Source organism: Bacillus cereus group sp. MYBK30-2 (genome assembly GCF_051915945.1).
Taxonomy (GTDB): Bacteria; Bacillota; Bacilli; order Bacillales; family Bacillaceae_G; genus Bacillus_A; species Bacillus_A paramycoides.
Map to the genome: position 1 here is coordinate 1,935,102 of NZ_JBQAFR010000001.1, position 25,631 is coordinate 1,960,732.

Here is a 25,631-nt window from a genome sequence, read left to right on the forward strand (position 1 = left end):
ATAATACAATATAAGATAAATTCATGCGAAACATATTATATGAGTAGTAAGCAAAAACTAGATGGAGAGTGAAATCATGAAGAAGAATATTATGATTGTTTATGCGCATCCCGAACCAACGTCGTTGACCCGTGAACTCGTTGAGGTGTCTGTGCAGACGCTTCAGGAGCAAGGGCATGAAGTCACGTTGTCGGACCTGTACGGTATGGATTGGAAGGCAGTGTTCGATGAACGCGACTTCCCGGCCAGAGCTAATCCCGGTCGACTGTCCTTCGTAACAGAGTCGGGGCACGCCTACTCAACTGGCCAACAGACAGCAGATGTTACATCTGAGCAGCAAAAGCTGCTTGCCGCTGACGCCGTGATATTCCATTTTCCGCTTTGGTGGTATAGCATGCCAGCCATCCTCAAGGGCTGGGTGGACCGGGTGTTCGCTTACGGGTTGGCTTATGGTTACAAAGATGAAGGGAATCGCTATCGCTACGGCGACGGTGGCTTGAAAGGAAAGCGGGCAATGCTGTCAGTGACCGTCGGAGGACCGGAGATAGACTATTCGCCGAGAGGCATCAACGGGCCACTAGAACAACTATTGTTCCCTATCACCCACGGTACTCTCTTCTTCTCCGGCATGAATGTGCTACCTACCCATGCGGTCTATGGAACAGGTCGAATCACGGCAGCCGATGTAGACACAGCGAAGGCAGCTTGGCGCTTACGTCTCGAGAATCTCTTTGAGGACGAGACCATCCCCTTCCGGCGTCAAAATGGCGGGGACTATCCGGATCACCACGTACTCGCAGACCATGTCGCTGTTGGAAAGACTGGATTGTTGGCTCACATTGCAGAATAGCGTAGTGCCCTCGAGAAAGAGAGTAATGACGATTTTTAAACAAATTTAATTTCGTTTTAAAAAGAGCACAACACCACTAAGAAGTCGAATTATAGAGGTTACAAATAAACCCACTTGTCGGTTGACAAGTGGGTTTGACTTTGGAGATTCTTGTAAAAATAGTAGATTGGATCAAGGCACAAGAATATACTCATGTTCCAATGGAGAGGCCAGAGTTCCCTGCACTTTATTTTTCATTTTTTTCTCCTCAGATTTTAAGTGTTACCTAATGTCAGATGAAAGAGAATTACAGATCCCCACTTCCCACCAATTATCTCCAAGGTTGCTTCTACCGCCGTGCTGTAAATCTTTTGAGAATCCTTCATTACACACCTCCCCCTACTTTTATAAATATTTCAACACATGTACTGGTAAATATCCAATGAATCGGATCCATTTTTACTATACATGCTCTAGAGGATTGATTTGATAGGCATCAGAAAGAATTGAATTTAATCTGGGATTGATCGAAAATTCGTAATCATCAATACTTGACACTGCTTGCGAGCCTATTGAAGAATTAGTAATAAATGCAGATTTAAAATCCAGTAAATCTTTAGGATAAATTTCACACGTAACTGTCTTAATGTTATTTTTATCTAAACCTGCTTGAATAAGTTGCATGGCTATACCAGGGAGAATTTCAGCCTTAGGCCAAATAATTCGATCTCCATCGAAGAAACCAATATTCCATATTGATCCTTCCGAAATGCGTCCTAATGAATCTAAAAAAAGAACATCATCGAATCCATTCATTCTTGCCATACGACCACGGTAAATTTGTCCAAATGACCCTACGTTTTTCACCTGGGGGATATCCCGTTCAAACTCAGTTATTTGTAAACGTAACGAAGATAATGTTGGAATTTGGGCTTTCATTATCGTTACTAAAATGTCTGGTTCTATGGTTTTGCCTACATTCACTAAATCGGTTTCACGAGAAAACACATTAACTCTTACAATTACTGTTTCATTAATATTTTTCATAGCGTGTCTTATGTATTCACGAATGCGCTGTTTATCAATACCATATCCAAACAACAAACGAGAACTCTTATGAAGTCTTTCTAAATGAAAGTCTATTCCTCTAATCTTTCCATTCATTGCAATTGTAGAGGTAAAGTGACCATAATTAAACAGACTAAGAATTTGAAATTCTTCAATCTGGGCAGGACGTCCATTGACTTCCACGCTTAAAATATTTTCCATATTATAACATCCCCCTTTATAAATTTAAAGAACTAATTCCAATATTAAAAAACATTATAATCTTGAAGTATTAAAGCCAAATAATCTTACTCATACAATACCATCGAACGAACAATTTTACTTAATTATAGGTAGATGGCTTAGAAGAAAAATGTGAGATTAATACTAGTTATTTAAGAAATTCAATTGAAATTTGGATAGCTTAGCAAGAAAGCATTAAATAAACTACCATAAATGGTGAATTCGCTACCTATAAGTCACCATTTGTGTGGAGTAATAACAAGAATTGATAAATGTGTATTTGAAAAAAGACACGATGTTTCTAAAAAATACGATGCTTTATCTCTTGAATCAAAGACTCCTATATGAGTTTTGATCAAACTTTATTCAAAATGCGTGGGTTTCTTCTATTATAAAATCAATGTTTGCAGTGTCCTCTACTAAACGGTCTCTTTTTTCAATTATTTAAACCCTGCTGATTATTTCTTTTTTGTTGCTGAGCACCCCATAACGTGAACAGTACTCCAACAACCGTTACCAGTGATGCAACTACAGGAACAGCAGGAAGCCCGCCACCAATTTTCAGATCAATTACTACTCCCCCAATATATGCACCAAGTGCATTACCAAGATTGAAGGCAGCGATATTTAAGGTAGATGCTAAAGTTGGTGCTTCTTTAGCAGTATTCAACATATGCAATTGCAATCCGGGAACAGTCCCAAATGCAGCGATTCCAAATATGAATACCGTAAACAGTGTCAGAATTTTATATTGATCTGTTATGCTAAAGAGAGCAAGTACAATTGATAGCATTAAAAGAATACCAATAAGTGAAGATAATAACTTTCTGTCTGCTAATTTACCCCCATAAATATTTCCGATTGTAATACCGATACCGAAAAGTACTAGTATATAAGATACCGATTTAGGTGAGAATCCAGTGATATCTACCAGAATTGGAGAGATGTAAGTAAATGCAGTAAATACTCCACCAAATCCAAATATGGTCATTAATAGTGCGACATGAACAGCAGGTCGGCGTAAAACTTCCAATTCCTGAAGTAAACTTGATTGGGCCGCTTTAACCTTTGGTACTAAAATTGCGATTCCAATCAATGCAATAACACCGATGATGGTAATTGACCAAAATGTAGACCTCCAACCATATGCTTGTCCTAAGAATGTACCCATGGGAACACCTAAAATATTGGCTAACGTTAAACCAGTAAACATGATGGCTATAGCCCCTGCTCGTTTTTCTTTTGGAACTAATTCTGCTGCGATAACCGAACCAACTCCAAAGAAAGTACCGTGTGTTAACGCTGCTAAGATACGTGCCAGCATTAAGATAGTATAATTAGGCGCTACAGCCGCTAATGCATTTCCTGCAATAAACAGAATCATAAGAAATAGCAAGAGTTCCTTACGTTTCATTTTATGAGTTGCTACTGTAATGATCGGAGCACCGATAGCAACTCCTAGCGCATATCCAGTAACTAGAAAGCCAGCCATCGGAATAGAGACTTGCATACTTTCAGCCACCTCTGGAAGTAGTCCCATAATGATAAACTCCGTTAAGCCAATGGCAAATGCACCTAGAGTGAGGGCATACAGAGCAACTGTTGAACTTTTAATTTTAGAAAGACTTACTTTATTATTGTTGAGTGAGTCCATATGGAACCCTCCTTATATTTTCTATGTTATTAATGCGAATTTAACAAGTAAGAAGGAGACTGATTATTCTTTCATCAGTCTTTAGTAATAATGTCTAATCAGTACTTCTATAAATATACTAATAATTCATTTAATTTGGTATTTGATTTGAATCCAACACTAAAGCACACTTCTTAATTAGAAAAGCGCTAGATTAATGAGGCTGATGCTTAGCATCAGCCTCATCTAGTCGATATCTATTCATATTGATTGGCTTGGGTCCTGTAGTTACCTTAAAATAGCATTCAGATCCATCGAATCTGCTATCACTTTGTTTCCTACATCACCAGGGTGAAGATGGTCACCTGAATCATACTTAGCTAATAAACGTGTTGGATGTTCAGGATCTTTCATGATAGCATCTAAATCCACTACACTATCAAATTCTCCACTGCGAATCCAACTGTTCACTTTTTGGCGCAATTCATCTTTGTCTTTACTATAGTAATTATCTAGGTTTGTTCCGGACAATGCTCCTTCAAATGGAGTCAGAGTTAGACCAATCACTTTGATATGACGAGCATGTGCTTGGGCAATCAGTTGACGATAGCCAGCGACCAATTCATCAAATTTAGGTCTTGTTTCGGTAGGAGCAAAACCTGTACCTGGCCAACTAATATCATTAATGCCAATAAGGACAATCACTGATTTTACATTTGGCTGACTTAGTACATCTCGGTTAAAACGAGACAACACACTAACTCCCATACCATCTCTTAACAAGCGATTTCCGGAAATTCCCGCATTGATTACCGAAACTTTTTGTGATACGAGCCGTTCAGCAAGGAAATTGGTCCAACGGGTATCTGCATCAACGGTTGCACCATCGCCATCTGTAATCGAATCCCCTATTGCGACAACTGTACCGTTGTTTTTAGGAGCATGAACTGAGATTCCTGTTATAAACATACTTGCATCGGTAGTGGAATCAGCTTTCATCCTTGTCGTAGAGGAAACATTTCCCTTTCCGATATAGGTTGTTTGACGCGCATCCCAGTGAAAGGTTGTTGGTGTCGTTGTTTTTGGTAAATACAAACTTATACTTACTTTGGCTAGTGCTTTAACTTTAAAAGGAACGGAGTCACTTACAATAGATGATCCTGCTGGAATGACAACTGATGTTTTCCCACCAAATGTTAGTTGTCTGTCTGTATTTTTCACAATATTGGAGCCATTATCCGTTAGTGCAACATGTGCTTCCCCGATTGTTAATGGCTCTTTCCCATATTCATTGGAAATAGAGATACGGATTTGATTTCCGCCAAGGCTAACTTTGGCGACTTGACGAATCGTTTGTTTTTCGATTTTCGCTGGTAATTTTGTCGGTAGAGGAAAATTAGCTCCCCAAGTTGGCTCCGGACTAGCGTTCCAAGTCGTCACCCAGTCCTTTTGTTCCTTCTTGGAAGCACTCCTATCTTTATTAACATTTGCAAAAACAGTTGATTGGACAAAGGTAAAAACCAAAAGAACTGCAACAAAACTACCAATGATAAGGGATTTAAATCTTTTCATTTCTTTTTCTCCTCTACATAGATTGATTGATAGAAAAGACAGAAAGTCTAGTTCTATCGATAGAAAATTGTTTGATTATAGTTGTTTTAAGGAACCACCATTAACCATGTACTCTGATCCAGTGACAAACGAAGACTGATCAGAAGCGACAAAGGCAATAACGGCTGCTACTTCTTCCGAAGTTCCTAATCGTCCAAGTGGTAAAGCTCTAACGTTTTTCGCAAAATGTTCAATTGCAGCTTCTTTTTCTAATCCAAATGTTGTCGCAAGACCATCCGCGAAGCCATCTGGGCGATCCCATAATGGAGTTCTGGTGGGGCCAGGGGATACAATATTGGAGCGGATCCCCTTTGGGCCAAATTCTTGGGCAACGGATTTAGAAAGACTTAACATTGCGGCTTTGGATACACTGTAATCTGGGAGCATAGCATCTGGTAGCTGCCCTACTTCAGAAGAAATACTTACGATTGATCCTTTTTGTTGCTGAATCATATAAGGTAGGACAGCACGAGTTACACGAACCATGCTCATAAAGTTGGTGTTAAAAACGTTCTCCCATTCTTCGTCTTTGATTGAAAGTAATCCATTGCGAATAGGAGCAATTCCCACATTATTAATCAAAATATCGACTCTACCAAACGTATCGATTGCGGTTTGAATGACTAGCTCGGCCCCTTCCCGTTTACTTAAATCAGCAGATATGGCGATGAGCTTATCGTTTTGTAAACGCGATAGGGTATCAATACTTCGACTTGCTCCTACTACTTTCGCCCCTTGGTCTAAAAATAATTGGGTCGTGGCCAAACCAATGCCAGAATTTGCTCCAGTGATTACGACTACTTTATCAGTGAGTTGTAAATTCATCTTAATTGCCTCCTTATTTATGGAAATAAATTTCTACTTTTCTCCTTATGAAAAGCTTACATTGGCAAACTTTTAAGCAGAAAATTAGGACACTTGTTTTTGCTGATAGATTGCTTTTTTCGGACTGTAGATCAACGCCCGTAATACGATCGTGATAAGACTGAGCGCTAGGAATAAGATGCCAGCCCACACTACGGAGTGGGTTCCCATGCTGGAAATAAACCATCCTCCAAAAAATGTTCCGATAGTAATACCTAAGTTAGCAAACGTTACAAACAAACCATTTGAAAATTCAGGTGCTTCTGGCGCAGCAGATGTGATCCAATATTGGGAGATATTGAGCCCTAGAGTAAAGAGGACACCCCAGATTGCAATCAGGAACATCACCAGACCAGAAAAGTCAGCCAACCAATACACGAGCAAATAAATAACTGTAAAAATAAATGGATACACAAGTGCTGTAGGCATTGCTTTTTTATGAAGCGCTCTTCCTGCGATCATGTTTCCAATGATTCCTGTTAGACCAAATAGCACTAACATCAGACTGATTTGTTTGCCTGACATATGGATGACTTGATCCAAATACTCGGCAAAGAAACTATAAACGGCATACATCGCAGAGTTAATAAAAATGACGGTCAAAATACTTAACCATACCAATGGTTTTTTTAAAACGCTTAGTTGTGATCCATACGAAAGTTTTTCTTTTACTGGCATTGATGGAACAAAGAGCAAAAGGAATAGAAATGCAATCGCATTTACGATGGCAAAGAACCAGAGGGAAGCCTCCAAAGAGATAGAGTCCGCGATCAGGGTTGCAATTGGTGTTCCAATCACCATTCCGGCAGTAACACCCATAAAAATTCTGGCATTTACTTTGGTGACCTGATCCTCACTTACTGTATTTGCTGCCGCAACAAAAGCAACAGAGAAATAAACCGGGTGAAGAAACGCCGGGATGATTCTAGCAATTAACAGCAAAGGAAAATTAGTTGCATAGACGGAAATGATATTGGTAATGACGAAAAGACCTACGACCAATAGCATGGTTGTTTTCCGGTTTATCCCCGAGAATAATAAGGGCATAATTGGTCCTGCAATGGCAACTGTTAGTGCGAAAAGACTGACAAGTAATCCCGTTTGGGATGCACTAATGTGAAAACGTTCCGCAATCTGAGGTAATATCCCGATTACCCCCATTTCTGTATTAATGATGCCAAAAACTCCAAATGCAAGAATGAAAACGATGAATGATTGGTATCTTGTGTGATTACTCATTTTTTCTTATTTACCTCTCTTCTTTAGTGTAATAAAGATCTAGTTGGTAGATGGATATGTTTGGAGATAACCCTAAATGATTAGCTTCTCAGTTAAAACAAATTTACCACCAACAAACTATTGTACTAGTTTTTTAGTACAATAGGATAATAACACATAGAGAGAAATAGAGTCAACGTTTTATTGTACTAGTTTTTTGGTACATCAGTAATTTGAATTCTATTAGTTGATATGTTATCCTCTTTTTATGAGAAAACCATTTCAACCGTCCAGAAACGATATTCGCTTACCTTCTGTTTTACATGCTCTGAGTGATCCGAGGCGATTACAGATTGTCATGAGTTTAGGGAAAGATGGAGAGAAGAACTGTGCAATTTACCATGATTTGATGCCCAAATCGACGTTAACTCACCATCTAAAAGTTCTGCGAGAGGCAGGTGTGGCACAAGTAAGGATTGAAGGAACGCAACATTTTTACTCGTTACGTTATGACGATCTAGAAGAACTTTTTCCAGGGATGCTCAAAGCTATTTTACAGGTGAACTTAGAAATGATTGAATAAGGTGCTAATGATAAAAGTAAGGGTTGAACCATTTTCTGTTCATCCTTAATATCAGTCCTTATCGATTGCATGTGTATCATTACATCACTTGGATGATATCACATGCCTACCAAACTAATGCAAAAAAAATCGTAAAAAAAGCCGATTTCTTTGAACTGCCCCCCCAATTGTTAGACTGTGTCTAACAATTAGGGGGGCAGTTTTTTATGTCTAAATTTCCCTCTAGTGATACGAATTTTATACCGTCTGATTCAATCGTTTGAGTCATTGTAAGACTCTTGCTATTAATTCTCTAGATTTTCGCTATAAGCCACTGGTTCCCACTCATTGGGTTCATATTATGTAGTTTAAGTAGAGAGAGGCACTTCAAGAGGGGTGTCTTTTCTTTATGCGTTAATAAGCCCACCTATTTCCGTAGGTGGGCTTTATCTTTTATACTCTCTTAAAGTTACTAGTCTTTTCGTTCTCTATATTTTTGTAGATTTTATATTAGAATTTATTTTAATAAACCAATCTTTATTCAAAAGCTACATTTCCCTAATTACAAATGACTTCCACCAGTTACATCCATATTATGCCCAGTAATAAAACTCGCTTTTTCACTCGCTAGAAATGAAACAACATTTGCAATTTCTTCTGGTTGACCCTCTCTTTTTAAAGCACTCATGTTCTTTGCATTTTCTTGACCTTCTTCTGTATGCAGCCAGTTAGCAGTTGAATCCGTATCAATGATTCCAGGCATTACGGAATTAATCGTAATGCCTTTTTCACCCAATTCCTTTGCTAGTGTAAACGTCATTGTATTAATTGCGCCTTTTGTCATACTGTATATCATCATATGCGGAAATGCGATACGTGTCACACCGGATGATAGATTTATTATCCTACCATTGGATGCTATAAATCCGATTAGAGATTGTGTGATAAAATATGGCGCTTTAACATTTGCATTAAATAGACGATCGAACTCATCATAGTCCACTTCTCCAAATCCATTTGATGTAGCATGTCCAGCATTGTGAACAATTGTATGCAGCGATACATTACTATCTTGGATTAGCATTTCCTTGGTTTTTTCGATGAATTCGTTAATCCCCTCACTGGAATTGAAATCACCTTGAATTAAATGTGCTTGTCTGCCAATTGATTCAATTTCTGCTTTGACTTGATTAGCCTTTTCAATATTTTGATTATAATGTAATAATAAATTGAATCCATCATTTGCAAGTTGGATTGCGATTGCCTTTCCTATCCCTCTAGAAGCTCCTGTTACCAATGCATAATTATTTTTTTTCATGTATTATACCTCCCTTTAAAGAGAGTATAAGGGTTAACCTAAGGGATAAGGTCAATACTTAGATGGAAAAATAAATTCCGAAAGACGTTTGGAGGAATATAGATAATCATCCGGGCTTAGTATACGTTCATAAATATATGGTTCGGATAATTCTATTTCGTTATTTTTCATTATCTCATTTATTTTTAATACTGATTCTTCTTGATAAGGATCAATTTCATAGAAAAACTGTTGCGATTGAAAACCAAAATAACTTGTGATTCCCAATTGATTCAATTCTTGATTTTCCAATTGTAAGGCGATACGAATAGGGTAAATTTTATTATCTATCAGTTTATATTTTATGATTTTTTCATTCTTTTTAACATTAATCCCGCTAACTAATTCCTCTAGTTTATTCAGCGCTACACATATATTTTCATTTGGTAATAATTCATATTCATATACGAACAATGATTCTAGATACTCTTTTTTGACTTCGTTATTTAAAATCGTAATTGTAGGATTCAGGCCTTTCAATTTATTTATTGTTTGATTTGCATCTTTTATCTTATTTATTTCCAATTGAAGCTTTTCTTCTATCAAATTACTTATTTCAGTATCTGATAACTTTCTATGAATGATTTTGCTGATTTCATTTAAGCTAAACCCTGCTTGTTTTAACAAATTTATTCGTTTAGCAGTTAATAACTGATTCTTATCATAATATCTATAATCATTATTCGGATGAATAAACATAGGATTCAAAATATTATGTTCATCGTAAAGATACAAAGCTTTTCGTGATAAGCCCGATAACTTGCTAAAGTCTTTTATCAGAAGCAAATTATTATTCACTTATGAATCACCTACTATCAATTTTATTTAAATTTATAATATACATTATAAGATTTAAGTTCAATTTATTAAAACGTGAATCTTCCACTTGAAGAGACGTTCTGAATAAATACAATACGAAAAATAAAACCCATTCATATACAAATAGGTTTCAGTTCACCCTTTTTAAAATTGTTTTAAATCTGTATTTAGAAAGAACAACGTTTTTCTTTGGGGTAGTTGATATTCTTAAGTTGATGAGCATGGGATGCTACCCCAATTACTACTTTGACATCATTTACCGTATTCGTGTTTCCCCTACAATTTAGCCCATTGGTTGAAGAGTCCTGATTGATTTTCGTTCCACAAAAGGGCCATATAATTGAATAAATCTAACCGTTTCTAAAGGAAACGGTCAGATTGACGAGAGAAAGTTTATTCACTCGTAATTCTTTAAAACAATAGCTGCATTATGACCTCCGAAACCAAATGAGTTAGATAGACCTATATTTATTTTCACTTGGCGAGCAACAGATGGTACATAATCCAGATCACATAATGGATCAGGATTTTCTAAGTTAATTGTTGGAGGAACTATCCCTTCCTTTAAGCTCATTGCTAAAGCAATTGCTTCAACTCCACCAGCTGCCCCTAACATATGTCCAAGCATAGATTTATTAGCTGTTACTGGAATCTGATAAGCTTGTTTTCCAAACAGCTGCTTAATAGCCATCGTTTCAGAGATATCCCCCACTTTTGTACTTGTTGCATGGGCACTAATAACATCAATTTCTTCAGGCGATATATTGGCATTTTTTAAAGCTGATCTCATTGCAAGATAGGCACCTCTACCTTCCGGATGTGTAGCTACGATATGGTGTGCATCTGAACTTGCACCATATCCAATGACTTCTGCATAAATCTTTGCCTCTCTATGTAAAGCATGAGATAAAGATTCTAAGATTAGAATTCCAGCTCCTTCTGACATGACAAATCCATCTCGATTTTCATCAAATGGACGACTAGCCTTAGTGGGATTATCGTTTCTTGTTGATAATGCTGTAGCGTTACCAAAGCTTGCTATTGATAAGTCTGTTATAGCTGACTCTGTTCCACCCGCAAATATAACGTCAGCTTCCCCAGAACGAATTAGTCTAAAGGCTTCTCCGATAGCTGTATTTCCAATTGCACAAGCAGAAACAGGTGACATAGAAGGTCCCATCGCATTCCACTTGATACTAATTTGTGCTGCAGCAGCATTAGACATTATGGCAGGTACTAGAGTTGGGCTGACTCTTCTTGGCCCCTTCTGCCTAAGCGCATCAACATTTTCAATCAAGGTTTCAATCCCTCCGATACCTGAACCTACGTATACGCCTAACCTTTCTACATCTATACGATCGAGGTCTAACTTAGAATCTGACCAAGCTTGTTCAGCTGCAGCCAAAGCAAATTGAGAAAAACGATCTAAACGTCTTGCTTCTTTCTTTCCTAAAACTTCATCTGCATCAAAATCTTGGACGATACCCGCAATTTTTGTTTTATGATTGGTAACATCGAAAGTATCGATATTGACTATACCCGATTCCCCTTTAATTAGATTGTTCCAAAATGTTTTGATGTCGTTTCCTATAGGAGAAACTACTCCCATCCCAGTAATCACAACTCTTTCCACTTTGCATTCCCTCCAATCAATAATATACTTGTATTTTACAGTCATTTTATCCTATTACAAGGGGGGATTTATCCTAGTATAACTACTACTAGGTTAAATTGATAAGATAAGGAGGTTTAAAAATGAATAATAAAACTAGGCGTGAAGCTCTGTCGGCATTCTTAAAAGCTAAGCGCGCCCAAATTAGTCCAGAGTCTATTGGTTTGCCTGCCGGAACCCGGAGAAGAACACCGGGGTTACGAAGAGAGGAGGTTGCACAGTTAGCAGGTGTAAGCACCACTTGGTATACATGGCTAGAGCAAGGAAGAGATATAAAGGTTTCTACAATCGTACTTGATTGTATTTCTAAAGCTTTGCAATTAAATAATGACGAAACAGACTACTTATATGACCTGGCATTAGAAACAAATTCAGAAATTACAAGTCCAAAAAAGGATCAATCAAAGCTTAGCCCTTCTTTAATACGAATACTAGATGAATTAACATATTGTCCGACTATCATTACGGATCGATATTGCCATATTGTAGGCTGGAATTCTGCAGCTGCTCATGTTTTTTTAGATTTTGAACAAATACCGAATGATCAAAGAAATTTGATTCGTTTAGTGTTCACTAGAAAAGAATTAAAAGCATTGGCCGTCAATTGGGAACATTTTGCGAAAGGTTTTCTTGCTATTTTCCGTACCTATTATGGACGCTATTTAGACGATGAATGGTACAGCCAGTTTATTAAAGAAATGAGTCATTCATATTCAGAATTCCAGGATTTATGGCAAGAAAGTCAAGTGAGTAAGGCTCCAGACATGATAATTGAATTCAGACATGCTAAAGTAGGCAAAATGTTGTTTAATTTAACTTCTCTTCAAGTTCAAGGTGATATGGATTTACGGTGCAGTATCTATACGCCAGTAGGGGAAACAGATACAGAAAATAAATTAAAGCGATTAATGAAGAGGGTTTCCGTTGAAAATTAATAAAATAAGTTCATTACATTAGCAAAATGATACTGATTACTGAACAAAGTCATTATTCCTTATGGGAAAAAGTGTTAACTTTACTATTTCCTTTTTGTTCCATGGGTGGATGGCGTTAGTTGAAGGAAAATAAGCTAATTTGCATTCGGATTTCTATTTTCGGTATTCCATTATAGGGCGCGATTACTGAGCAAGAAGTAAATGTTCAGTTTAAAAAATGTTTTAGACTGTATAGTGAATATCACTAATTTACAAACTGATTTACAGTAGTCTTTAATAACATAACCATTAGCTTAAAATTATAAAGTATCGGGTGAAAAAATAATGAGGAATCATTCATGGAGATTTGAACATGAGTAATGTTCTTGTTACAGAACTAGGAGACGTTACTTTTATTGATTACAGTCTATTTAGGTATGAGTATTACTTGTTCATTACTTCATCCACATCATTTCCCCCTTCCCATATATGAGACGGCGTACTCTATGGAAAAGTTTTATGAATATTTATTTGCTTATTGTCCTCTCACACTAATGCTCTGCTTAAAGGTAGGAATTTTCATCCATATGTCTTGTTCCCTATTTTAAAACATAATACAATTAAAATGTAACTTAATAAGCTATTACTAGTAGGTGTGGTAATCATCTCTTCCATTTCGAAAAAAGGGGGAGGTGATAGAATGATCGCGATGTTTGTAATCAAATTAGTGTATGGTATCCTAACCGGAGCTGGCGTTGTCATCGGTAGAAGATACGTCGGTCCGTGGCTAATTTCTGTATACAAAAAAGCGAGAACCACCCTGCTTCGTGGAAAAGGTAAGGGCGGTTCTCGGCTAAAACGTTAATGTAATTGTCTCATAACCGCACCTACTACCACCACAATAGCAAGTTAGGTTACACAAGGCAGAAGTTTCTCAGGCTTCTGTCTTCTTTATTTTATGCAAAATTCATACTAAATACTCTATCATCATTGTAACACATTATATTTATTTGTAGTCAAGATAAAAAACACCTGAAGGGCTCTCCTTCAGGTGTTTCTCTATTTTATGCTAATGCAGCTGCCTGCTCCTGTTGATCTACAGGAATTACAGCGTCTGTTAATGCTTTTTCTAGTTCAGCTGTGTATTTCATTTGCTCTTCTTTACTCCAGCCTAGTTTCGCAGCCATGTAATTGATTACTGCTTCTTTCCACTCATATACCCAGTGAATGTTGAAGAATACAGCACCTCTGCGGCGTACGAAGAAGTCAACTGGTTTCGCTGTCATTTCGTAGTCCATCGCGTATACAAGTGGGATAAGAACGTCTAACGGCATGTTATATTCTTTCGCTTCATCTTTATGTTTTTTCACTAAGTCGAACAGCACGTCAACGTTAGAGCCGTAGAATTTCGTGAATTCTTCAGCTTGAGCTGTTGTTAAACCGTATTTCGTACCTTCTCCTGCTTTTTTAGCAATGAATGCCGGGAATCCGTGTGAACCACTTACATGACCACCAGAGATTGGCATATGTTTCGTATCACTCTTCGGATATGCACTATGCCCTTCTTTTTGTAATAGATTCGTTACGTAGTCTACTACCATTTCAGCCATTTTGCGGTATCCTGTTAATTTTCCGCCTGCGATTGTAATTAAGCCAGATTCAGAAGTCCAAATTTCATCTTTACGAGAAATTTCAGATGCATTCTTACCTTCTTCATAAATTAACGGACGCACACCAGCCCAGCTTGATTCAATATCTTTTTCCGTAATTTTCACGCTTGGGAACATGTAGTTAATCGCATTAATGATATATGTGCGATCCTCTGTTGTCATTTGTGGTACAGCTGCGTCTTTATCATAGAACGTATCTGTTGTACCTACGTATGTTTTTCCTCCGCGAGGAATCGCGAACACCATACGTTTATCTGGTGTATCGAAGTAAATTGCTTGCCCTAATGGGAAACGTTTTTGGTCAATTACTAAGTGAACACCTTTTGATAACTGAAGTACTTTCCCTTTTTTCGAGTTATCTTTTTCACGAAGTGTATCTACCCACGGACCAGCTGCGTTTACAATTTTCTTACCGTAAACTTCATATACTTCTCCGTCTAGTAAATCGATTACACGAACTCCACATACTTTTCCATCTTTATATAAGAAACTGTCTACTTTTGCGTAGTTAACAGCTTTCGCACCGTGTTCAATTGCTTCTTTCATTACTTCAATTGTAAGACGCGCATCGTCTGTACGATATTCTACGTAGTAACCGCCGCCTTTTAATCCTTCTTGTTTTACAAGAGGTTCTTTGTTCAGCGTTTCTTCACGGTTAAACATCTTTCTGCGCTCGCTTCGTTTTACGCCTGCTAAGAAGTCGTATACACGAAGACCAATTGATGTACTGAATGATCCGAACGTACCACCTGTATGGAACGGAAGTAACATCCACTCTGGTGTTGTTACATGGGGACCGTTCTCATATACGATCGCACGCTCTTTCCCCACCTCTGCTACCATTTTCACTTCAAGTTGTTTTAAATAACGTAAACCGCCGTGTACAAGTTTCGTTGAACGACTTGATGTACCTGCTGCAAAGTCCTGCATTTCAAACACAATCGTTGATAACCCGCGTGTTGCTCCATCTAATGCAATACCAGAACCAGTAATACCTCCACCAATTACGATCACATCTAACTCTTGTTTATTTACTCCGTTTAATACGTCTTTACGTTGTTTACTTGAAAATTTCATGGTAATTCCTCCCTTTGATAACGAAAAAAGAGACCCCAAACTCCGCTATAGATTTCGCCTCTATAGCGCGTTGTGGTCTCTCCAAATCTCCTACCGAATTATTAACTTGTCACCATTATAACACTGTTTATGATTATTTGAAAGCTTTTGTTGCTTCAATTGCTTTTTTCCATCCAGCATATAGCTCTTCGCTTGTTTCCGCTTCCATCGTTGGTTCAAAGCGTTTGTCCATATGCCACTGTGCTTTAATTTCATCTTGGTTTTTCCAATATCCAACCGCAAGACCAGCTAAGTATGCTGCACCTAAAGCTGTCGTTTCATTGATCACTGGGCGCTCTACAGGAACGTCTAATATATCACTTTGGAACTTCATTAAGAAGTTATTCTTAACTGCCCCGCCATCAACGCGTAATGTGTTCAGTTCAATACCTGAATCTGCTTCCATTGCGCATAATACATCTTTCGTTTGGTACGCTAAAGATTCTAGCGTTGCACGAATGAAATGCTCTTTCGTCGTACCGCGCGTTACACCAAACATAGCACCGCGTACTTCACTATCCCAATACGGTGTACCTAATCCTACGAATGCTGGTACAACGTATACACCTTCAGTTGATTCAACGCGTGAAGCATACTCTTCACTCTCACTTGCATCTTTAAACATACGCATTCCGTCACGTAGCCACTGAATTGCAGAACCTGCTACGAAAATACTTCCTTCTAATGCGTAGTTTACTTTACCATCTATTCCCCATGCAATTGTTGTTAATAGGCCATGCTCAGAAGCTACCGCTTTTTCACCTGTGTTCATTAACATGAAGCAACCAGTTCCGTATGTATTTTTCGCCATACCTTCACCGAAACAAGCTTGTCCAAATAATGCTGCTTGTTGGTCACCAGCTACACCTGCAATCGGTACATTTTGGCCGAAGAAGTGATAATCAATTGTTTCGCCATATATTTCAGATGATGGACGTACTTCTGGAAGCATGCTCTTTGGAACTGTTAACATATCTAGAAGCTCATCATCCCACTGTAAATCATGAATGTTAAACATTAATGTACGTGATGCATTTGAGTAATCTGTTACGTGCGCTTTACCACCAGACAATTTCCATACAAGCCACGTATCAATTGTTCCGAATAATAGATCGCCGTTTTCCGCTTTTTCTCTTGCACCTTCAACGTTATCTAAAATCCATTTTACTTTCGTACCAGAGAAGTATGCGTCAATTAAAAGACCTGTTTTTTCGCGAACCATATCGCTATAACCTTTTTCTTTTAACTCATCACAAATTTCAACTGTTTGACGAGATTGCCATACGATTGCGTTATAAATTGGTTTTCCAGTTACTTTATCCCATACAACCGCTGTTTCACGTTGGTTCGTAATACCGATACCAGCGATTTGTTCTGGTTTTACATCCGCTTCACTTAAGCAAGTTGCGATAACTGCTAAAATAGATCCCCAAATTTCTTGCGCGTTATGCTCTACCCAACCTGGCTTTGGAAAATGTTGTGTAAACTCTTTTTGAGCTGAATGAACAATTTCACCTTTTTTATTGAAAAGAATTGCGCGTGAGCTAGTTGTTCCTTGGTCTAATGAAAGAATATATTTTTTCATATCGGTTTCCCCCTTATGCTACTTTTCTACTATTTGTGTTACTTCCGCTTTTTTTACTTGTCATATAAGAGATTGCTAGTACAATCACAGTTACAATAATCACATAAATAAGTGCTGAATTTTGTTTTCCTTCAAATACAACTTGATGGAATAATCCTGCAAGTGATCCACCTAGAATTGGACCAACTACTGGAATCCATGCATACTTCCAGTTTGAACCGCCCTTTCCTGCAATCGGAAGGAAGAAGTGTGCAATACGCGGGCCTAAATCACGAGCTGGGTTGATTGCGTACCCTGTTGTTCCACCTAATGATAAACCAATACTTACAATTAAGAAACCTACGATAAATGGATTTAAACCATCTGCAAATTTATTTGCTCCAATTGCTAATATACCAAATACTAAAACGAATGTTCCAATCATTTCACTTAAAAGGTTTGCAAATGTGTTCGGAATTGCTGGACCTGTTGCAAATACACCTAACTTCGTTCCTGGATCTTCTGTTTCTTTCCAATGTGGTAAGTAATGTAAATATACGATAACTGCCCCGATAATTGCTCCAATCATTTGTGCTGCGATATACATAGGTACATCACTCCATGGGAACGCTCCCTTAAAAGCAAGTCCTATTGTTACAGCTGGATTTAAATGTGCCCCACTAATTGATCCAACCGCATACGCTGCCATAGCAACCGCTAGACCCCAACCCATTGTAATTACAATCCATCCAGAATCTTTAGCAAACGACTTCTTTAAACTTACACCAGCACAAACGCCGCCACCAAGTACGATTAACAACGCTGTCCCTATTAATTCTCCTAAAAATGCTGACATAAAATCCCTCCACAATCAATTTAAACGCTTCCAAATGTGATAGAGGTAAAATGAATGGCCATTCGTTTTTTCCAAAAGAAAAAGATCCACAGCCTACATGCTTCTATATAAAATATATAGAAACAATGAAATGTGGATCTCTTCTTTTCTCCGTCACGTTTATTAACTTGTCTCTAATGTTAACCCCAAATGAAAGCGGTGTCAACGGAAATATTCACATTTTCGTCACTTTTTTTGATAATGTTTCCATAGTTCTTTTTTCGATGTCGTAATTGCTGTCGCACCAGCATTTAAAGCTCTTTCCACATCATCGACAGTACGAATGAAACCACCTGCTAAAATTGGCACCCCTGTACGCTCTTTCACTTCAGCGATCACATCTGTTAAAGCACCAGGAAGCACCTCTATATAATTCGGCTTCGTTTTTTCTAGCAAATTACAGCTCTTTTCCATCGCGCTAGAATCAATTAAAAAGATGCGCTGAATTGCAACAACACCTTTTTGCTTCGCCTTCATAATTACGCTCGCCTTTGTTGACAATAACCCGTACGGTCTAAACTCCTGACATAAATACTCCGTCGCATGCCCATCACTCTGCAAGCCATGGATTAAATCCACATGTAAAAACACCTTTTTACAATATTGCTTCGCAAGTGACACAACACTCTTTAATTGACCGACATGAATATCTAAAATAACGATATACTCATACGAACTATGTAATAACTTTTCCAAATCTTTAATTTGCCTCACTGCCGGCAAAATCTTTTGTTCATGAAATTCCATTCTAACTGTCCCCTTCTTTATGTCATCCTATCCTTTATAGTACACAATTTGAGTGAAAAGAACAGCTAGTGTAGGGAATTTCTTTCGATTTACGAACAACAGACAAAAACGCTATTCTTCATTTCAGAGGAAATTCATCATAAAAATAGTCGATTCATTTTCATCTATCTGTTTTTCGGATTGTATGAAAACCCCGGATACTTCACAACAGGCCATTTCTCCTTGCGCAAGGAATCCATCAATTCTGATCCAACATGTAAATTACTTTTAACTATTTCTGCAGGAGTCAATGCCATCCATTGATTTAACGATACATCTTCAAAGCGGTTACTTTTGAACATCTCTAAAAACCATAATGTTTCGGTACCAGTGTTTTGAATATAATGTCCAGTAGCAAAAGGTACATATCCGACATCACCAGCTCTATAATCAAATGTACGAGCTACACCATTCCCAAGAAACACAGTCATTCTTCCCTGTCCAGTAAGATAATATTGCCACTCATCATTGTTAGGATGCCAATGAAGTTCTCTCATTCCACCAGGCTCAATTTCAACGAGCGCTGCTGCAATTGTTTTTGAAATAGGAAAGTTAGTAGAGTCGACAATTCGAACGCTACCACCAGGGGTCTTAATAGGTGTTTGTTTTAACAGTTCGTGCTTGAAGGTTAAAGGAACTGCCCCGTCTGGTGACTGGACTTCCTGACTTTCAAGCGAACCCGGTACCTCTCCTTGATAAATATAAACCTGATCTGAAGGAATAGAGTTAAAAGCACTTTCTGGTACCCCGAAGTTAGCCGACAACACTTCTTTTGGCGTATGCGCAAACCAATCGGAAATGGCTAAAGTAGATAGATCAGAAAAATGTCCATCATCGAAGACGAGAAGGAATTCACAATGTTCCAATCCTTGAATGGAATGTGGGATTCCTGGTGGGAAATACCACAGATCGCCTGGTCCAACATCGGCAATAAAGTTTCGTCCATCTTGGTCAACCGCAGTTATTCGTGCCCGTCCTAAAAGCATATAAGCCCATTCTGCCTCTTTATGCCAATGAAGTTCACGTACTCCTCCGGCCGTTAAACTCATATTTACACCTGCAATTGTAGTCGAAACCGGAAGTTCCCTAACAGTAATCTCCCGAGACCACCCACCTTGTTTTAAAATCATAGAAGTGTCTGAGAATGAAAATTTCAAGTTAGGAACCAAGCCAGCATCTGTAATAGGCGGAACGAGCATATTCGGATTTTGAATATCCCGCATAATATTACGTGGCCCAGAATCAATCGCACCAGCCCCATCACTGCGAATTGGTTGTGGTATGCTCCCTCCCGTTTCATTAACAGTACGTTTTTTCATCATTACGCTCCTCTTTCATCGGATTATTAAGTAAAAAACCTTTATCATAGTGTATGAATTGGGCTTTAAATGGTTACTGTGCCTATTGATACAATGATTTCTGCCTTAACAATCCGCAAACCCTTGATGCTTTCGCAGTTTAAAAAACGCGCAGCCAATACACTAACATATAAAAAAGAAGAGAAATATTTTTCTCTTCTTCAAACATTTTCTATTAAAGCAGTACCGAATCTTTATCACTATCCTGATTGCGTTTCTCGCGTTCTTCTTCTAAGCGCTTCATATAAACTTCGCCTTCTTTTTCGATAAACTCATTATCCATCTCTTGCTCTTTTTTCGAAGTATATAAAACCATGTAGCCACTCAACACAATCCCAATGATTACAAGATAAATCCACCATGGTAAAGTTTCCACTCTATTTCATTCCTTTCCTTAGACAAGCCTTATTAGTTTCACTGTATGAGGAAAGAAGTGGATTTATGCTTAAATTTTTCATTGTGGATTCTTCGCGAAGAACGCTTGTACATATTCCATAAACTCGATCGGCTCCTGACGGAACGGTGCGTGGTATCCTTTTTCAATGATATGAAACGTACTATTTGTAAATAACTGATGGTACAGCTCACCGTTTTTCCAAGAAACACTCTTATCGTGCCTACCCCATATAATTAAAGTTGGCACCTTAATTTTATCTGCTTCCATCGCAATGCGGCGCTCTTTCATTTTCGTAAGCTCATCATAATGCTTTTTATCATCTCGACTATTCTTCACTTCATTTTTATTATAATCTGTAATCGCAGTCACAGTTTGCAGATCTGTTGATAACTGCGGCATTTCATAACCTTCTTTTTGCTGGAAAGACTCTATCCCTGTAGAATCTGCCAAAATAAGATGCGTAACTGCGTCCGGGTATAAATATGCTAAATTAAGGGACATCTCTCCCCCCATCGAATGACCAAGTACCGCAAACTGATCGTATCCAAGCTTCTTCATTAACTTATAATATAAATTAACTTGCGCAGGAAACGAATACTGAAAATCAATCGGCTTAGAAGAACGCCCAAATCCTAAAATATCAACCGCAATAATCGTATGATCCTTCACGAGTTCCGGATAAATATCACTAAACCCATCTGAAGAACCACCAAACCCGTGAAGCATAAGTAAAGGCGGCTTCCCCACGCCAATTTGCTTAAAATAGATCGTCTGTCCATCGATTTGCGCCATACTCTCTTTCGTATTTATCTTCATCATCACAGTATCTTTCACTTCTTCAACCTTCGCAATCGGCTTATCAACGAAGTTACAAACTACTAATAAAACAAGAACAATACCGCTAATGATATAAAACTTAAACCGTTTCAAAGTTCCCGTCTCCTTTCTCAAGTTGCTATTTAAAGGTTTTACATTTTTTGGTTGTTTTATGTTTTCTTTTTGTTGTAACTAAGAAAGTTACAATTATATTAAAAAAATATATCTCATTCCTATTACAGATGGTTATTTGTAACCATTATAGTTACAAATTAAAAGTAAGTCAATTCTTTTTCATCTACTAAAATGAAAAGAGGAATCTCACATTTTGAGATTCCTCTACTTTTCATTAAAATTGTTTGCTGATGCCGCCGTCGCCTCTATTGAAATCTGCTGGTGCTCCACCGTCGCCTTTATTGAAGCTGATATAGTCTGGTCTTGCTGGCGCTCCACCACCATCACCTTTATTAAGAGCAACTGAATTAAAATCATGAGACCCTAAAAATGATAAAGTAAATGCAAACCCTATTACTGTGAACACAATCTTTTTCATTATTTTAACGCTCCTTTTATCATTTGTTTTTGCCTAGCTTCTTTACTCATGTGATAATATTTGCTAGCTTTTTCATGATTGTTTTCATTATAAAATTTATCTGCTAAACGTTCTGTATACTCTTGAATACAATCAAATAATCCTTCTTTTTCAAAATAAGAAATCCCGTCTAAAACAACATTTTCTAACGCATCAGTAGTTTTATTCATTTTATTTAAAATCATGAATCGGTATTGATACTCTTGATTTTTCAACTGATTACAAATATGTAACCCTTTATTTATTAATGACTCTGCTTTTTCTAATTCATTTAGTTTTAAGTATTCATCTGATTCCAAGTATAAAGCTCGAAAATGATTAGGAGATTTCTTTGTTACTTCTGATAAGTGACGAATCGCTAACTCAGATAAATTTTGATTTGCATATAATAAACCTAAATTATTTCTAACCATTAAAATATATTTTTCATGATTAACTTGCTGGAAAACATTCAACGCTGTATTAAATGTTTCTTCAGCGAACTCAAATTGTTTTAAATCAATATAACACAACCCTAACATGTTTTCGCACAACGCAAGATTAATTTCATATCCTGGTTGTTTTACAAAGTCCGATTTTGCTTTTTTTATTTGATCAATTGCCAACATTTGTTGATAAGATTGATTATAAAAATATCCGTAACGATAATTAAACTCCGCATGCTCTATCGGATCTACAATATATTTTAATAACTTCTCAGCTTGTTCATACTGTTCTTTCGCTTCGTTATAATTTGAAATTAATGTGCAATGAAATCCTTTAAAAAAGTGATAGTAATACGCTAGAAAGCCTTCTGCTGGAATTTCAAAAGATTCCACTTTATCAAAACTATCTTCTCTAATTGAAATCCAATCAACTAATGCATCATACCTGAAATTCAATAACGCATGATAAAGTAATACATCCTGATCCACTTCCAAACCACTAATCTTACTATCAATCTCCTCTTTCATTTCCGTAGCTTTCTCTATATGCTGCTGCAACATTACACGATACCAATCATCTAAAGAATGTTTCATTTGCTCCCGTGTTACTATATCTGCTCCCATACCTTCGCATCCCCTTTTCTCCCAGCTTACAAAATTAGGATATTTATACAATTATCCAAATTGTATACTACCACCCCTTTTCTATATATTGAAAAATAATTATCAGAAAATTTATAATTTAAATTAATTATACCAAATATTTCTTTTTCAAAAACTTGAGAAACATTTGTCAGAATATTTATCAATCCAATAAAAAAGCAAGCAATTCCAGCTATCAGCTAAAACCACTTGCTCTTCTACTTATTATCTCTAAACAAAAACGTATTCCAAATCGCACATTTTACTCTTTAATGAATTCCTTCGTACTTCTCACTGTATCAATTGGGCGAACTAATTTTTCAATTTCTTCACGCTTTGGCTCTAGGAATGGAGGTAAAGATAATTTTTCTCCAAGTGTTTCGTATGGCTCATCTCCCATAAAACCAGGGCCATCTGTTGCAAATTCAAATAAAATTTGCGGTGCAACTCTTGCGTATAATGACTCAAAGAAATGACGATTTACATAACCAGATGAAGGGAGTCCAACACGACTCATTCTCTCAATCCATTCTTCTAATACAGAACGATCCTCTACGCGGAATGCTGCATGGTGCACTGTACCAAAACCTTGTTGTGCTTCAGGAAGAACCGTATTGTGTTCTACAATGACAGAGGCACCATTTCCACCTTCACCCACTTCGAATAAATGGAATTCTCCTTCTTGATCAATCTCATTAAATAATAGAACTTTTTCTAACATTTCTTTGAAATAACTAAAGTTCGCGATACGAATAAATACAGGTCCTAAGCCAGTAATTGCATATTCCAATGGAACTGGTCCATCTTGCCAAGGTGTACCTGATTCCACACCTTTATCAAATTCATCTGAGATTAATTGATAGTGTTGATCATCAAAATCAACGAAAGAAAGAGTTTTCTTACCAAATTGCTCTTTAATTCCTGTATGTTCCACTTCAAGACGTTCAAAACGGTTCACCCAATATTCCAATGCTGCATCACTTGGAACTCGGAACGAAGTTTTTGAAATTTCATTTGTACCGTGTACACCTTTCGGAACACCTGGGAAGTCAAAGAATGTCATATCTGTTCCTGCACTACCTTTATCATCTGCAAAGAATAAATGATAAGTTTGAATATCATCTTGATTTACCGTTTTTTTAACGAGACGCATTCCTAAAACATAAGTGAAAAATTCATAGTTCTTTTCTGCACTACTTGTAATCGCTGTAACGTGGTGTATCCCTTTTAATTGGTTCATTTTATATTCCTCCAATAATTTTAATTTATATGTTAAAGTTGTATTTTTTCTTCTATTACTTCTCTTCAACCGGAGCTAAATTTGCTTCAATTTCTGCTCGCTGACCCTCTAAGAACGGCGGTAAATCAAGTTTTTCTCCTAAATGTTCCACATCTCCATCAACTGTAAATCCTGGTCCATCTGTCGCAATTTCAAAAAGGATTCCGTTTGATTCACGGAAATATAAGCTTTTAAAGTAGAAACGGTCGATAATTCCTGAAGAATGAAACCCTCTTTGTTTCACCTGCTCCTCCCAATAGGCAAGCTCTGTATCGTTTTTCACACGAATTGCTAAATGGTGAATGCTACCGCGGCCCGGCTTTTCAGAAGGACCATCCAAATATTTCACAACTATTTCTCCAAAGGCTTCTCCCTTAATAGACTGAAAAATTGCTTCCTCGTCACTTCGGCTAACCTCTGTATAACCAAACATATCTGTAAGTGTACTCGCCATTTTATCAAGCCTACGCACCGTCATTTCCACAGAACCCATTCCTTGAATTTGATGTTCGACCGGAACTTCGGATTTCTTCCATGTTTCCCAGTGCTTCACTTTTTCTCCGTTTGAAACGATTAGCACTAAACGAAGACCTTCAGAATCCTCAAATTTCAAAGCAGGACGATTTGCATATGTTGTAATTTCACTATGTTTCACACCAAATTTCTCAAATCGTTCTTTCCAGTAATGCAGGCTGTCCTCTGAAGGAACGAGTAATCCAATTCGAGTAATCGCATTCGTACCGCGATATGTTTTTCCTACTAAAGGAATTTCAAAAAACGATAGCTCCGTACCTGGGCTTCCTGTTTTATCTCCGTAAAATAAGTGATACATTGACGGATCATCTTGGTTTACCGTCATTTTCACACGACGTAAACCAAGCACGTTTTTATAAAAATGATTATTTTCATTTGCGTTTTTTGTAATCATTGAAATGTGATGATGTCCTTTAATTTCATACATCGGTGATTCCTCCGTTTCATTTTACTAGTCAAGTGATGACTAAAAAAATAATATGCTTCTTAACTTTTCACTATATTTTCATTATGTTTTTGTAGCTTAATCTTAGTTTTTTACTGAATAAGTTGCATTGATAGAAAACTGTTTTAAAAATTCATCCATAAATTACTTTACTGTGTAAACCGAAAGTAACTGAGTGTATGTTTTTCATATGACTCAATCACTTTCGTTACTATCACTTTACATCTCAAGTGATTAAAAAGCAAGTAAAAAATCTCAAATTCGAGATATTTCTTTGATTAAATAACATTTTAGGTTGGAGAATAGTTAATTTCTATCTGTTATTGAATTTGATTTTTAATAA

Annotated in this window: 22 protein-coding genes and 1 pseudogene; 3 read left to right on the forward strand and 20 right to left on the reverse strand. The window is 37.3% G+C overall.

Features of this window, described 5'->3' with window-relative positions; all coding sequences use genetic code 11:
* Nucleotides 1–76 precede the first annotated feature (76 nt).
* Nucleotides 77–850 (forward strand): NAD(P)H-dependent oxidoreductase, encoded by a 774-nt coding sequence (locus tag ACTFQM_RS10165; protein ID WP_440034208.1) that lies wholly within the window; start codon nt 77–79, stop codon nt 848–850.
* A gap of 263 nt (nt 851–1,113) precedes the next feature.
* Here the strand turns inward: ACTFQM_RS10165 and ACTFQM_RS10170 are convergent.
* The 6 genes and pseudogenes from ACTFQM_RS10170 to ACTFQM_RS10195 form a co-directional block, all read right to left on the reverse strand.
* Nucleotides 1,114–1,215 (reverse strand): annotated as a pseudogene (locus ACTFQM_RS10170) (winged helix-turn-helix transcriptional regulator); the annotation flags it as partial.
* Nucleotides 1,216–1,291: 76 nt separating this feature from the next.
* Nucleotides 1,292–2,098 carry an aminotransferase class IV gene (locus ACTFQM_RS10175; RefSeq protein ID WP_440034209.1) on the reverse strand — a complete coding sequence of 269 codons (807 nt, stop codon included), beginning with the start codon at nt 2,096–2,098 and terminating at the stop codon, nt 1,292–1,294.
* A gap of 457 nt (nt 2,099–2,555) precedes the next feature.
* Nucleotides 2,556–3,773: an MFS transporter gene (locus ACTFQM_RS10180; protein ID WP_440034210.1), complete on the reverse strand. Its 1,218-nt coding sequence runs from the start codon at nt 3,771–3,773 to the stop codon at nt 2,556–2,558.
* 267 nt (nt 3,774–4,040) lie between these two features.
* The gene (locus ACTFQM_RS10185) at nt 4,041–5,324 is read right to left on the reverse strand and encodes an SGNH/GDSL hydrolase family protein (protein WP_440034211.1); all 1,284 of its coding nucleotides are present in this window, start codon (nt 5,322–5,324) and stop codon (nt 4,041–4,043) included.
* A gap of 75 nt (nt 5,325–5,399) precedes the next feature.
* Nucleotides 5,400–6,188 carry an SDR family NAD(P)-dependent oxidoreductase gene (locus tag ACTFQM_RS10190; protein ID WP_440034212.1) on the reverse strand — a complete coding sequence of 263 codons (789 nt, stop codon included), beginning with the start codon at nt 6,186–6,188 and terminating at the stop codon, nt 5,400–5,402.
* Between the two features lie 84 nt (nt 6,189–6,272).
* Nucleotides 6,273–7,466 carry an MFS transporter gene (locus ACTFQM_RS10195; protein WP_440034213.1) on the reverse strand — a complete coding sequence of 398 codons (1,194 nt, stop codon included), beginning with the start codon at nt 7,464–7,466 and terminating at the stop codon, nt 6,273–6,275.
* Between the two features lie 247 nt (nt 7,467–7,713).
* On the opposite strand from ACTFQM_RS10195, the gene ACTFQM_RS10200 reads away from it, so the two are divergent.
* The gene (locus tag ACTFQM_RS10200; RefSeq protein ID WP_042984237.1) at nt 7,714–8,028 is read left to right on the forward strand and encodes an ArsR/SmtB family transcription factor; all 315 of its coding nucleotides are present in this window, start codon (nt 7,714–7,716) and stop codon (nt 8,026–8,028) included.
* A 541-nt stretch (nt 8,029–8,569) separates the two neighbouring features.
* On the opposite strand, the gene ACTFQM_RS10205 is transcribed toward ACTFQM_RS10200, so the two are convergent.
* From ACTFQM_RS10205 to fabF, 3 genes are all read right to left on the reverse strand, one after another.
* Nucleotides 8,570–9,325 (reverse strand): SDR family NAD(P)-dependent oxidoreductase, encoded by a 756-nt coding sequence (locus tag ACTFQM_RS10205; protein ID WP_440034214.1) that lies wholly within the window; start codon nt 9,323–9,325, stop codon nt 8,570–8,572.
* A gap of 51 nt (nt 9,326–9,376) precedes the next feature.
* Nucleotides 9,377–10,162 carry a MerR family transcriptional regulator gene (locus ACTFQM_RS10210; protein ID WP_440034215.1) on the reverse strand — a complete coding sequence of 262 codons (786 nt, stop codon included), beginning with the start codon at nt 10,160–10,162 and terminating at the stop codon, nt 9,377–9,379.
* A 418-nt stretch (nt 10,163–10,580) separates the two neighbouring features.
* Entirely contained in the window at nt 10,581–11,816 is a 1,236-nt protein-coding gene (gene fabF, locus ACTFQM_RS10215; protein WP_440034216.1) for a beta-ketoacyl-ACP synthase II, read from the reverse strand.
* A 122-nt stretch (nt 11,817–11,938) separates the two neighbouring features.
* Here fabF and ACTFQM_RS10220 point away from each other — a divergent pair, with 122 nt between their 5' ends.
* Nucleotides 11,939–12,790, forward strand: coding sequence for a helix-turn-helix transcriptional regulator (locus ACTFQM_RS10220; protein WP_440034217.1), 852 nt, complete (start codon nt 11,939–11,941; stop codon nt 12,788–12,790).
* 1,043 nt (nt 12,791–13,833) lie between these two features.
* Here the strand turns inward: ACTFQM_RS10220 and glpD are convergent.
* The 11 genes from glpD to ACTFQM_RS10275 form a co-directional block, all read right to left on the reverse strand.
* Nucleotides 13,834–15,516, reverse strand: a complete 1,683-nt coding sequence (glpD, locus tag ACTFQM_RS10225) for an aerobic glycerol-3-phosphate dehydrogenase (protein ID WP_002170698.1) — start codon at nt 15,514–15,516, stop codon at nt 13,834–13,836.
* Nucleotides 15,517–15,649: 133 nt separating this feature from the next.
* On the reverse strand, nt 15,650–17,140 hold the full coding sequence (glpK, locus tag ACTFQM_RS10230) for a glycerol kinase GlpK (protein ID WP_440034218.1): 1,491 nt from the start codon (nt 17,138–17,140) through the stop codon (nt 15,650–15,652).
* 13 nt (nt 17,141–17,153) lie between these two features.
* The gene (gene glpF / locus ACTFQM_RS10235) at nt 17,154–17,975 is read right to left on the reverse strand and encodes a glycerol uptake facilitator protein GlpF (RefSeq protein WP_440034219.1); all 822 of its coding nucleotides are present in this window, start codon (nt 17,973–17,975) and stop codon (nt 17,154–17,156) included.
* Nucleotides 17,976–18,200: 225 nt separating this feature from the next.
* Complete coding sequence (glpP, locus tag ACTFQM_RS10240; protein WP_178940632.1) at nt 18,201–18,761, reverse strand: glycerol uptake operon antiterminator GlpP; 561 nt, start codon at nt 18,759–18,761, stop codon at nt 18,201–18,203.
* A gap of 164 nt (nt 18,762–18,925) precedes the next feature.
* Nucleotides 18,926–20,119: an oxalate decarboxylase family bicupin gene (locus ACTFQM_RS10245; RefSeq protein WP_440034410.1), complete on the reverse strand. Its 1,194-nt coding sequence runs from the start codon at nt 20,117–20,119 to the stop codon at nt 18,926–18,928.
* Between the two features lie 214 nt (nt 20,120–20,333).
* On the reverse strand, nt 20,334–20,534 hold the full coding sequence (locus ACTFQM_RS10250; protein ID WP_002170693.1) for a sporulation YhaL family protein: 201 nt from the start codon (nt 20,532–20,534) through the stop codon (nt 20,334–20,336).
* Nucleotides 20,535–20,612: 78 nt separating this feature from the next.
* Nucleotides 20,613–21,485: an alpha/beta fold hydrolase gene (locus ACTFQM_RS10255; RefSeq protein WP_440034220.1), complete on the reverse strand. Its 873-nt coding sequence runs from the start codon at nt 21,483–21,485 to the stop codon at nt 20,613–20,615.
* A gap of 235 nt (nt 21,486–21,720) precedes the next feature.
* Nucleotides 21,721–21,924: a hypothetical protein gene (locus ACTFQM_RS10260; RefSeq protein ID WP_440034221.1), complete on the reverse strand. Its 204-nt coding sequence runs from the start codon at nt 21,922–21,924 to the stop codon at nt 21,721–21,723.
* Entirely contained in the window at nt 21,924–23,012 is a 1,089-nt protein-coding gene (locus tag ACTFQM_RS10265; protein WP_440034222.1) for a hypothetical protein, read from the reverse strand. Before ACTFQM_RS10265 ends, ACTFQM_RS10260 begins: the two co-directional genes overlap by 1 nt.
* 280 nt (nt 23,013–23,292) lie before the next feature.
* Complete coding sequence (locus tag ACTFQM_RS10270; protein WP_440034223.1) at nt 23,293–24,270, reverse strand: ring-cleaving dioxygenase; 978 nt, start codon at nt 24,268–24,270, stop codon at nt 23,293–23,295.
* Between the two features lie 55 nt (nt 24,271–24,325).
* Nucleotides 24,326–25,270 carry a ring-cleaving dioxygenase gene (locus ACTFQM_RS10275; protein WP_440034224.1) on the reverse strand — a complete coding sequence of 315 codons (945 nt, stop codon included), beginning with the start codon at nt 25,268–25,270 and terminating at the stop codon, nt 24,326–24,328.
* Nucleotides 25,271–25,631: the final 361 nt, after the last annotated feature.